Here is an 11,553-nt window from a genome sequence, read left to right as displayed (position 1 = left end):
GCCTGTTCCGGCTCCGTCCAGCGACGGCGGCGTAGGCTGAGCGCGTGCCTGCTGTGAATCTCGGAATGCCCCGCGTGCCGGAGACCCTCGCTCCCCGTCGCAAGACCCGTCAGATCCGGGTCGGGAAGGTGCTCGTCGGCGGCGACGCCCCCGTGAGCGTCCAGTCGATGACCACGACGCCGACGACCAACATCAACGCCACCCTCCAGCAGATCGCCGAGCTCACGGCATCCGGTTGCGAGATCGTGCGCGTCGCCGTGCCGTCGCAGGACGACGCCGATGTGCTGCACATCATCGCGAAGAAGAGCCAGATCCCCGTCATCGCCGACATCCACTTCCAGCCGAAGTACGTCTTCCAGGCGATCGACGCCGGGTGCGGCGCCGTGCGCGTGAATCCCGGCAACATCCGCAAGTTCGACGACCAGGTCGGCGCCATCGCCAAGGCCGCCAAGGATGCCGGCGTCTCGCTGCGCATCGGCGTCAACGCCGGGTCGCTCGACCGTCGCCTGCTCGAGAAGTACGGCAAGGCCACGCCCGAGGCGCTCGTCGAGAGCGCCGTGTGGGAGGCCTCGCTGTTCGAGGAGCACGACTTCCACGACTTCAAGATCTCGGTCAAGCACAACGACCCGATCGTCATGGTCAAGGCCTACCGCCTGCTCGCCGAGCGGGGCGACTGGCCGCTGCACCTCGGGGTGACCGAGGCCGGCCCCGCGTTCCAGGGCACGATCAAGAGCGCCACGGCGTTCGGCATCCTGCTCTCGGAGGGGATCGGCGACACGATCCGCGTCTCGCTGTCGGCGCCTCCGGCCGAAGAGGTCAAGGTCGGGCACCAGATCCTGCAGTCGCTGAATCTGCGCGAGCGCAAGCTCGAGATCGTTTCGTGCCCCTCGTGCGGTCGCGCGCAGGTCGACGTGTACACGCTCGCCGACGACGTGACCGAGGGTCTGAAGGACATGACCGTTCCGCTGCGCGTGGCCGTCATGGGCTGTGTCGTGAACGGACCCGGTGAGGCGCGCGACGCCGACCTCGGCGTGGCGTCGGGCAACGGCAAGGGCCAGATCTTCGTCAAGGGCCAGGTCATCAAGACGGTGCCCGAGGCCGAGATCGTGCAGACCCTCATCGAAGAGGCCAACCGCCTCGCCGACGAGATGGGTCCGGATGCCGCGACCGGAACGGCGCAGGTCATCACGGCCTGAGCCGACCGCCCTCCCACGCGCGGTGCGCCCCGACCGGCGGGCGTGACCGGCGATGCAGGAGCTGCCGCGGAGGACCGCACGCCGCTCGATCCGGCACGGCTCACCCGCGCCGCACCGACCCGCGGGCCGACGTCCGATAGCGTCGGGAGTCCCATGACCGAGACTCCCGCGCCCTCGCTCGCCCGTCCGCTCGTCGCGGGGGTCGTGACCGCTCTCGTCGGCTTCACCAGCACCTTCGCCGTCGTGCTGACGGGTCTCGGCGCCGTGGGCGCGTCTCCCGCGCAGGCGGCGAGCGGGCTGCTCGCCATCACGCTGGTCGTGGGCGTCGGCTGCATCGTCCTCGCGGCGCGGTACCGCATCCCGATCACCGTGGCGTGGTCCACACCGGGCGTCGCGCTGCTCGCGGCGACGGGCGCCGTCGACGGCGGGTGGCCCGCGGTCGTCGGCGGGTTCCTGGTGTGCGCCGCGCTGATCCTCTGCACCGCGCTCTTCCCGCCCCTGGGCGCCCTGATCGCCCGCATCCCTCCCTCCATCGCGCAGGCCATGCTCGCCGGCGTCCTGCTGCCGCTGTGCGTGGCGCCGTTCGTCGGCCTCGTCGACGACCCGTGGGGCGTCGCCCCGGTGCTGATCGTCTGGCTCGTGGCATCCCGCCTGCTGCCCCGCTGGGCGGTGCCGCTCGCGTTCGTGGCGGCGATCGTCGTGGTCGCGGTCGAGCTCGCGCGCACCGGGGTCGACACGGATGCCGCATCCCTGCTGCCCCGCCTGGAGGTCACCGCCCCGACACTCACGGTCGGCGCGGTGGTGGGCATCGCCCTGCCGCTCTTCGTGGTGACGATGGCGTCGCAGAACGTGCCCGGTGTCGCGGTCATGAAGAGCCTCGGGTACACGATCCCGTGGCGTCCGGCGATGCTCGTCACCGGCCTGGGGTCGGCGGCCGCGGCCGGCTTCGGCGGACACGCGATGAACCTCGGGGCGATCAGCGCGGCCATCGCCGCGGGACCGGACGCGCACCCCGACCCGCGGCGCCGGTGGGTGGCGGGCGTGTCGGCGGGCGGCACCTACCTCGTGCTGGGAGCCCTGTCGGCGGCCTTCGCGGCGATCGTCCTCCTGGCCCCGGCGGGCGTCATCCCCGCCGTCGCGGGCGTCGCTCTCTTCGGCGCGTTCGGATCCGCGGTGCAGCAGGCCATCGACGACCCGGGCGAGCGGTTGCCGGCGGTCGTGACGTTCCTCGTCGCGGCATCCGGGATCGCCGTGTTCGGGGTGAGTGCGGCGTTCTGGGCGCTGCTGGCCGGGCTCGTGGTGCGCACGGCGCTGCATCTCGGGCGGCGGGCCGGCTGAACCGGCTTCCGGTCGGGGTGCGGCATCCACCGCTCTAGACTCGACTCTCGTGGTCACCCGTCTGTCGAACTACTTCCTCCGCACGCTTCGCGAAGACCCCTCGGATGCCGAGGTCACGAGCCACCGCCTGCTCGTGCGCGCCGGATACATCCGTCGCAACGCCCCGGGCATCTTCGCCTGGCTCCCTCTCGGTCTGAAGGTCAAGGCCAAGATCGAGACGGTCGTGCGCGAAGAGATGGCGATCGCCGGAGCCTTCGAGGTGCACTTCCCGGCACTGCTGCCGCGCGAGCCGTACGAGGTCACCGGCCGCTGGGAGGAGTACGGCGACGCGCTGTTCCGCCTGCAGGACCGCAAGGGCGCCGACTACCTCCTGGCGCCCACGCACGAGGAGATGTTCACGCTCCTGGTGAAGGACCTCTACTCGTCGTACAAGGACCTGCCGCTGACGATCTACCAGATCCAGGACAAGTACCGCGATGAGGCGCGTCCCCGCGCCGGTCTCCTGCGCGGCCGCGAGTTCACGATGAAGGACGCGTACTCGTTCGACGCGACGGATGCCGGGCTCGACGCGTCGTACCAGGCCCAGCGCGACGCCTACGAGCGCATCTTCACCCGCCTCGGGCTCGAGTACGTCATCGTCGCCGCCGACGCGGGGGCGATGGGCGGGTCGAAGTCCGAGGAGTTCCTGCACCCGACCCCGATCGGCGAGGACACCTTCGTACGCTCGGCCGGCGGCTACGCGGCCAACGTCGAGGCATTCACCACTGTCGTCCCCGAGCCCCTGCCGATCGAGGGTCAGCCCGCGCCGGTGATCTTCGACTCCCCGAACACCCCCACGATCGCGACCCTCGTCGACCACACGAACGCGCACCTCGACGCCCCCGCGCCCGGCATCGCCGGGCCGGCCACCGTCGACGCCGCCGCCTGGACCGCGGCGCACACGCTGAAGAACGTCGTTCTCGCGCTGACCCACCTCGACGGCACGCGCGAGCTCGTCGTCGTGGGCCTGCCCGGTGACCGCGACGTCGACGACAAGCGCGTCGAGGTCGCCTTCGCCCCCGCCGAGGTGGAGGCCGCGACCGAGAAGGACTTCGCCGAGAACCCGCTGCTGGTCAAGGGCTACATCGGCCCCTGGTCGCCCACCGGTCCCGTGCTCGGCGAGGAGTCGGCGACGAACATCCGCTACGTACTCGACCCCCGCGTGGTCGACGGCACCGCGTGGATCACGGGCGCGAACATCGACCAGAAGCACGTGCACTCGCTCGTCGCCGGCCGCGACTTCGTCGGCGACGGCTTCGTCGAAGTTTCGACCGTGCGCGCCGGCGACCCGGCCCCCGACGGCTCGGGCCCGGTGGAGCTCGCGCGCGGCATGGAGATCGGCCACGTCTTCCAGCTCGGCCGCAAGTACGCCGAGGCGCTCGGACTGAAGGTGCTCGACGAGAACGGCAAGCTCGCGACCGTCACGATGGGCTCGTACGGCATCGGCGTGACCCGCATCCTCGCGATCATCGCCGAGCTGAACAACGACGACAAGGGCCTGATCTGGCCGGAGTCGGTCGCCCCGTTCGACGTGCACGTGGTGGCCACCGGCCGCGACGCCGCGGCGTTCGAGCTCGCGGCATCCGTCTCCGACCAGCTCGAGGCGGCCGGCCTCGACGTCCTCTACGACGACCGCCCCAAGGTCTCGCCCGGCGTGAAGTTCGGCGACGCCGAGCTCGTCGGCATCCCGCGCATCCTCATCGTGGGCCGCGGTGCCGCCGAGGGGCAGGTCGAGCTGTGGGACCGCCGCACGGGCGAGCGCGAGACGGTGCCGGTGGCCGACGCCGTGACGGCGCTCACGCGCTGAGCCCCCGCCTCTTTCACCGCGAGACCGCATCTCGCTGACGAAACGGTTGCAGCGTGCAACCGACTTGTCAGCGAGATGCCGTCTCGCGGTCATCGGGCGGCAGGCCGGTTGGTGCGGGTCGGCCGCGAGCCTCGGTAGCGTGGATGCCATGATCTCGGCCCCTCGCCTGTCTCTGTCCGACGGCTCCACGATCCCGCAGCTCGGCATCGGCACGTACAAGGTGCCCGCCGACGTCACCGCCGGTCTCGTGGCGGGGGCGCTCGCGGCGGGCTATCGCCACGTCGATACGGCCGCCCTGTACGGCAACGAGACCGAGGTCGGCGAGGGACTGCGCGCCTCGGGGCTCGACCGCGACGAGGTCTTCGTCACCACCAAGGTGTGGAACGACGACCAGGGGTTCGACCAGACGCTGCGCGCGTTCGACGCGAGCGCCGCGAAGCTCGGTCTCGATCGGGTCGACCTGTACCTCATCCACTGGCCCATTCCCAGCGCCGACCGGTACGTCGACACGTGGAGGGCGCTGGTGCGCCTGCAGCAGGAGGGACGCGCGACCTCGATCGGCGTGAGCAACTTCGCGATCGCGCACCTCGAGCGCCTGCGCGACGAGACCGGCGTGCTGCCGTCGATCAACCAGGTCGAGCTGCACCCCCGGTTCCCGCAGAACGAGCTGGTCGACTGGGATGCCGCGAACGGCATCGTCACCGAGTCGTGGGCGCCGCTCGCCCGCGGTGGTCTGCTCGACGAACCCGTGTTGGCGCAGATCGCCGAGAAGTACGGCAAGACCCTCGCTCAGGTCGTCATCCGCTGGCACCTCGATCGCACCCTCGTGGTGTTCCCCAAGTCGGTCTCCCTGGATCGCATCCGCGAGAACGGCGACGTGTTCGACTTCACCCTCGACGCCGACGACCACGCGCGGATCACGACGTTGGAGACGGGGGAGCGCACCGGTCGGGACCCCAGCCTGGACTGAGCGCCGCTCGGGCGGAACCTCTCACGCGTCGAGACGGGCGTAGCGCGCGCGGAAGACCGTGAACACCCCGTAGGAGAGGAATCCGAGGCCGACGAGGCACGCGAGGAACGGCCCCGCGGGCAGGGCGATGACGGCCGCGACCGCGCCATCGAGTCCGCCCGCGGTGTCGGGTTCGACCGTGATGGCGGCGACCGTCAGAAGGACTCCGACGATCACCAGGGCGACGCCCTTGGCGAGGAATCCGATCACCCCGAGTGCCGTGAGGGCGAGGCCGCGTCGACCCCGGGGCACGCGGACCTTGGAGTGGAACGAGCGTCGGATCCCCATCCACACGAAGCCGATGCCCACGCCCGCCACGGCGAGACCGACGACGCCCAGCAGGAAGCCGCCGATCGGCCACATCAGGACGCCGCGGCTGAGGTCCTCGGTGGTCTGTTCGGCTCGGGGACGGGCGCCGAGGGCGACGGATGCCGCGACGAGACCGATGAAGACGAAGACCAGGCCCTGCGGTGCTTCCGCCGCGATGCGCGCGAGACGGCGCCACACGGTGAGGTGCCGCGGAGCGAACGCCTGCAGCAGGTGCCAGGCGCCCAGGGTGACGAGCCCCACGGCCAGCGCCCACAGGGCGACGGCGCCGAGCGGCGCGGCCGCGAGGGCGCGGAAGGCGCCCGTCTGGTCGCTGTCCTCCGTCGCTCCCAGCCCCACGGCGATGACGAGCGCGCCGATCAGCAGGTGCAGGGCGCCGTTGGCGGCGTAGCCCGCGCGGGCGGCGAGCCGGAAGGCGGGGTTCGCCTCGGCCTCCCGGGCTGCGGTGCGAGCGGTCGAGGGCATTCCGGCACCGTATGCCGTTCGGGCCGTCGCCGCCACTCGGTTGCGCGGGGGCGTCGAGCGGACCGTCGCGCCGGGTGACGGTGCCTATCATGGCCTGATGCCCGCCACCCGCCGATCGCGCCCGAGCCGGTGGAACGCCCTTCCCGCACTCGTGCGCAACGCCCCGCCGCGGGTGCTGCTCGTGATCGGTGCGGTGGTGGTGGCGCTCGGCGTGCTGATCGTCTCGCGCCCGCTGACCTCTCTCGTGCTGCTGGGCATCTACATCGGTGCGAGCGCGGTGGTCATGGGGATCGTCGAGCTCGTCGGACGCCCGGCGAGCTGGTGGGCGCGATCGGTGTCGGCCGCCTGGATCGTCGCGGGCCTCGCCGTTCTCATCTGGCTCGGCCGCAGCCTCGAACTGCTGCCGCCGGTGCTCGCCGTGCTGTTGGTGATCGGTGGATTGGCCTCGATCGGCCGGGCCGTGAGCCGTGGCGGCGCGAGCGCGCGCATCCTCTCGCTGTCGTGGGGCGTCGCGCAGATCGCCTTCGGTGTGCTGTCTTTCACCTGGCCCGACGTGACGGTGCTCGTGCTCGCCGTCGTCTTCGGTGTGCGCACGATCGTGTTCGGCCTGGGAGTCCTCGCGCGCGGGGTGGCCGGCATCCGTCGTCCCCACGTGCGGAAGACGCCGTTCGACGCGCAGCGTGCGCTGCGACGCCGGCGCATCCGCGCCGGATGGGCCGCCGCGGGTCGGTACGCTCTGTCGCTCGTGCTCGTCGCAACGGCCGCGGGCGGGTGGTGGCTGAACGACTGGCTCGACGCCGGGGCCCCGGTGGTGGATGCGTTCTACGACCCGCCCGCGCAGGTGCCGAGCGGCCACGGCCGGCTCATCCGCTCCGACGCCTACCTCGGCCGCCTCCCCGAGAACGGCGCGGTCACGCGGATGCTCTACACGACCCGGGATGCCGCGAACCGGCCCGCCGTGGCCAGCGCCCTGGTCATCGTGCCCACGGACCTGCCGCCGGGCCCGCGTCCCGTCATCGTCTGGAATCACGGAACGACGGGCGTGGCCCAGGGGTGCGCACCGAGCCTGCGCGACGCGTCGGCGACGAAGTGGTCGATCCCCGCTCTCGAACAGGCGCTCAAGGCCGGGTGGGTCGTCGTCGCCTCCGACTTCTCGGGCCAGGGCGCTCCCGGCGCCTATCCCTACCTGATCGGCGCGGGGGAGGCCCGGTCGTCCCTCGATGCCGTGCTGGCCGCGAGCGAGCTGCGCACCGACCTCACGCTCTCGCCCGACACGGTGGTGTGGGGGCACTCGCAGGGCGGCCATGCGGCGCTGTGGACCACTGCGATCGCGAAGGACTACGCCCCGGGCATCGACGTGCTGGGCACCGCCGTGGTGGCCCCCGTCGCCGATCCGCCCGCGCTGGCGCGCGAGCTGCTGTCGGGCCCTCCGAACGCCATGCTGTCGGTGATCACGTCGTGGGTGCTCGTGCCGTACTCCGAGACCTACGCCGACGTGCACCTCGACGACTACATCGCCGAGGGCTCCCGGTCGATCGTGCTCGAGATGACCCAGCGGTGCCCCAGTGAGCCGGGTGTGGTCGTCTCGGTGCTCACGGCCCTCGGGGTGAGCGAGGACCGCCCGCTCTACAACGCCGACCTGACCGACGGCGCACTCGGACGCCGCCTCGCCGAGAACGCGATGACCGCGCCGCTGGGCACACCGATGCTCGTCGCGTGGGGCGCCGACGACGAGGTCATCCCGCCGCAGCTGCAGCGCGACTACGTGCAGGAGCTGTGCGCCGAGGGCCAGCCGGTACGGTGGGCGACCTACGCCGGCTACGACCATCTGCGACCGATCCTGCCGAAGTCGCGTTTCCTCCCCGTGCTCTACAGCTGGACGAAGAACCTCATCGAGGGCCGCGACCAGGTCGTCGACGGGTGCGGCCTGCGCTGATCCGCTCCGGTGCACCCGGGCGGTTCCGCCCGTGCGGCGAACGGGTGAAGATCGTGTGTCGTGGCGGATGCCGTCTTGGCAGTGATGACGCTTCTGATTACGGTCGGAGGGTGCCCGAGAACACTCCTGAGCTGCGCCCGACCCACCCCCTGGCCCTCGCGCCCGTCGTCGCCCCGGCGGCATCCGTCGACGGCTTCGCGAAACAGTTCCTGCAGAACCTGAACTTCGACCAGGGCGTGACGCTGTCGAACTCCGACGTCAACGACCAGTACCTGGCGCTCGCGTACACGGTGCGCGACTACCTCATGGCACGGTGGTTCGACGACCGCGCGCAGCAGAAGGCGCAGCAGAACAAGACCGTCTGCTACCTCTCGGCCGAGTACCTGCTCGGTCGCCAGCTCGACAACAACCTGCTCGCCGCGCGCCTGACCGACATCGCCACCGAGGCGCTCGCGCAGTGCGGCATCGACATCGACGATCTCCGCGCGGTCGAGATCGAGCCGGGGCTCGGCAACGGCGGCCTCGGCCGCCTGGCCGCGTGCTTCGTCGACTCGCTGGCGACCATGAGCGTCCCGGCCATCGGCTACGGCATCCGCTACGAGTACGGCATCTTCCGCCAGGCCTTCGCCGACGGCCAGCAGGTGGAGCAGCCCGACGCCTGGCTGCGCATGGGTTCGCCGTGGGACTTCGCCCACCCCGAGGCCGCCCAGACGATCTCGTTCGCCGGCACCACCGAGACCTACGACGACGAGGGCGTCGAACGCTCGCGCTGGGTTCCCGAGTGGAACGTGCTCGCGGTGCCGTACAACATGATGGTCCCCGGCTACCACAACGGCCGGGTCAACACCCTACGCCTGTGGCGCGCGGTCGCGACGAACGCCTTCGACCTGCACACCTTCAACTCCGGCGATTACGTGCAGTCGGTGCGCGCGCAGACCTTCGCCGAGAACATCTCCAAGGTGCTCTACCCCGAGGACTCCACGCCCCAGGGCAAGGAGCTGCGCCTGCAGCAGCAGTACTTCTTCGTCGCGGCATCCATCGCGGACTTCATCGAGAACGTCCTCCCCGACGACTTCGACCTCGAGAAGCTCCCCGAGCGTGTGATCTTCCAGCTCAACGACACGCACCCCGTGATCGGCGTCCCCGAGCTCATGCGCGTGCTCGTCGACGAGAAGAAGCTCGAGTGGGATGCCGCGTGGGCGATCACGCAGAAGTGCTTCGCGTACACGTGCCACACGCTGCTGCCCGAGGCGCTCGAGGTGTGGTCGGTCGATCTGCTCGGTCGTCTGCTGCCCCGCCACCTCGAGATCATCTACAAGATCAACGACGCCTTCCTGCTCGAGGTTCGCGAGCGCTTCGGCGACGACGAACTGCTCATCCGCAACATGTCGATCATCGGCGAGCACCCGTTCCGTTCGGTGCGCATGGCCTATCTCGCCACGGTCGCGGGATCCAAGGTCAACGGCGTCGCCGAGCTGCACTCGCAGCTGCTGCGCGACAACGTGCTGAAGGACTTCGCCACGATGTGGCCCGACAAGTTCACCAACGTCACCAACGGCGTCACGCCCCGCCGCTTCCTGCGCCTGGCCAACCCCGAGCTGTCGGCGCTGATCACCGAGGCGCTCGGCGCGGGATGGACCGTCGATCTCGAACGCCTCCGCGGACTCGAGGCGCTCGCCGACGACGCCGACTTCCGCGAGCGGTTCGCCGCGGTGAAGGCGTCGAACAAGCGCCGGCTCAGCCGCGTGCTCGACGCCCGCGGGGAGCCGGCGCTGTCGGACGACCACCTCATCGACGTCATGATCAAGCGCCTGCACGAGTACAAGCGGCAGACGCTCAAGGTCCTGCACATCGTCAGCACGTACGAGGGCATCGTCTCCGGGCGCCTCGATGTGGATGCCGTGCAGCCGCGCACGTTCCTCTTCGGCGCGAAGGCCGCCCCCGGCTACGGCATGGCCAAGCGCATCATCCACCTGATCAACGCCGTCGGCGACGTCGTCAGCGCCGACGAGCGCATCCGGGGCAAGCTCAAGGTGCTGTACCCGGCGAACTACAACGTGACGCTGGCGGAGAGCATCATCCCCGCCGCCGACCTGTCGGAGCAGATCTCGCTCGCCGGCAAGGAGGCCTCGGGCACGGGCAACATGAAGCTGGCCCTGAACGGTGCGCTGACCATCGGCACCGACGACGGCGCGAACGTCGAGATCCGGCAGCTGGTCGGCGACGACAACTTCTTCCTCTTCGGCATGAGCGAGCCCGAGGTCGAGGCGCTCTGGGCCGACGGCTATCGTCCCGCCGACTTCTACCAGCGCGACGAGCGGCTGCGCAGCGCCATCGACCTGATCGCCTCGGGTGCGTTCTCCGACGGCGACCGCACGGTCTTCGAGCCCCTCGTGTCGAACCTCCTCTACGAGGACCGCTTCATGGCGCTCGCCGACTTCTCGTCGTACCTCGACGCGCAGGAGCGCGTCGACGCCGCGTACGCCGACCAGGACGGATGGGTGCGCTCGGCGATCCTCAACGTCGCGCGCAGCGGGTACTTCTCCTCCGACCGGGCGATGCGCGACTACCTCGACCGCATCTGGCACGCCACCCCGGTGAGCTGAGCGACGGCGGATGCCGCGGCGTCACGGTCGCGGCATCCGTCACGCTCTGGCAGGAAGACGACGGCGCCTGGCCGTCGCGACACGGCGGAGCGGGGCGTCGCGCGCGATGCTGGGGGGACCCGATCCTGGAGGCTCCGTGCGACCCGCCGATTTCCCCGTGCCCGACACCGCCGCCGCGCGCGCGGCCCTGACGCTCGCGCGGGAGTACCAGTCGGCGGCGATCACCGCTCACGGCCTGAGGTCGTGGCTGTGGGCGGAGGGCTTCGCGCGCGCCGGCGGATTCGACGGCATCGACCACGAGCTGCTGTACGTGTCGGCTGTGCTGCACGACATCGGCACGGTGGCCGAGTTCGACAACCACACGCTGTCGTACGAGGACGCCGGGGGACACGTCGCCATCGCCGTCACCGCGGGAGCGGGCTGGGCGCGGGAGCGTCGTCGGCGCGCGCTCGAGGTCATCGTGCGGCACAACTGGACGAGCGTCGACCCGACGATGGATGCCGAGGGCCATCTGCTCGAGATCGCCACGGGCCTCGACATCTCGGGCGCGCGCGCCGACGTGCTGCCGGAGGGGTTCCTCCGCGAGGTCCTGGCGGCGCATCCCCGCGGCGACCTGGCCGCCGAGTTCGGCGCCTGCGTCCGCGACCAGGCCGCGCGCAAGCCCGACACCGCCGCTCGGCGGCTCGTCGATGGGGGAGTGGTCGCGAAGCTCGCGGCCAACCCGCTCGAGCGTCTCTGAAACGACTGTGCATCGGCCTCCGTCATCGGTCCCGAGTCGCGAGGCGGATGGCATCCCGGGTATCGTAGGAGGGTTGTCGGCGCCGGTCGCG

The 11,553-nt window shown here is 71.0% G+C and carries 8 protein-coding genes; 7 read left to right on the top strand and 1 reads right to left on the bottom strand.

The features are described from left to right. Positions 1 to 44 precede the first annotated feature (44 nt). The 4 genes from ispG (at position 45) to ACFZA2_RS01395 (ending at position 5,350) form a co-directional block, all read left to right on the top strand. Complete coding sequence (gene ispG / locus ACFZA2_RS01410) at positions 45 to 1,196, top strand: flavodoxin-dependent (E)-4-hydroxy-3-methylbut-2-enyl-diphosphate synthase (protein ID WP_176776587.1); 1,152 nt, start codon at positions 45 to 47, stop codon at positions 1,194 to 1,196. Between the two features lie 153 nt (positions 1,197 to 1,349). After that, entirely contained in the window at positions 1,350 to 2,534 is a 1,185-nt protein-coding gene (locus ACFZA2_RS01405; RefSeq protein ID WP_363392713.1) for a benzoate/H(+) symporter BenE family transporter, read from the top strand. Between the two features lie 49 nt (positions 2,535 to 2,583). Beyond that, positions 2,584 to 4,380: a proline--tRNA ligase gene (locus tag ACFZA2_RS01400; protein WP_391399621.1), complete on the top strand. Its 1,797-nt coding sequence runs from the start codon at positions 2,584 to 2,586 to the stop codon at positions 4,378 to 4,380. A 148-nt stretch (positions 4,381 to 4,528) separates the two neighbouring features. Further along, positions 4,529 to 5,350 (top strand): aldo/keto reductase, encoded by an 822-nt coding sequence (locus tag ACFZA2_RS01395; protein ID WP_391399618.1) that lies wholly within the window; start codon positions 4,529 to 4,531, stop codon positions 5,348 to 5,350. Positions 5,351 to 5,371: 21 nt separating this feature from the next. Here ACFZA2_RS01395 and ACFZA2_RS01390 read toward each other — a convergent pair whose 3' ends face one another. Continuing rightward, the gene (locus ACFZA2_RS01390; protein ID WP_391399615.1) at positions 5,372 to 6,181 is read right to left on the bottom strand and encodes a DUF1206 domain-containing protein; all 810 of its coding nucleotides are present in this window, start codon (positions 6,179 to 6,181) and stop codon (positions 5,372 to 5,374) included. A 97-nt stretch (positions 6,182 to 6,278) separates the two neighbouring features. Between ACFZA2_RS01390 and ACFZA2_RS01385 the strand changes: the two genes are divergently transcribed. From ACFZA2_RS01385 to ACFZA2_RS01375, 3 genes are all read left to right on the top strand, one after another. Continuing rightward, the gene (locus ACFZA2_RS01385; RefSeq protein ID WP_391399613.1) at positions 6,279 to 8,117 is read left to right on the top strand and encodes an alpha/beta fold hydrolase; all 1,839 of its coding nucleotides are present in this window, start codon (positions 6,279 to 6,281) and stop codon (positions 8,115 to 8,117) included. Between the two features lie 110 nt (positions 8,118 to 8,227). Beyond that, a complete protein-coding gene (locus ACFZA2_RS01380; RefSeq protein WP_391399610.1) occupies positions 8,228 to 10,723 on the top strand; it encodes a glycogen/starch/alpha-glucan phosphorylase in 2,496 nt (831 codons plus the stop codon). Positions 10,724 to 10,829: 106 nt separating this feature from the next. Beyond that, on the top strand, positions 10,830 to 11,462 hold the full coding sequence (locus tag ACFZA2_RS01375; RefSeq protein ID WP_363544027.1) for a cyanamide hydratase: 633 nt from the start codon (positions 10,830 to 10,832) through the stop codon (positions 11,460 to 11,462). Positions 11,463 to 11,553: the final 91 nt, after the last annotated feature.

This window comes from Microbacterium sp. NPDC007973, from assembly GCF_042958465.1.
In the GTDB taxonomy this organism is placed as follows: Bacteria; Actinomycetota; Actinomycetes; order Actinomycetales; family Microbacteriaceae; genus Microbacterium; species Microbacterium galbum.
Note: the sequence above shows the minus strand (reverse complement) of the source record. Positions and strands in the feature narration are given on the sequence as shown.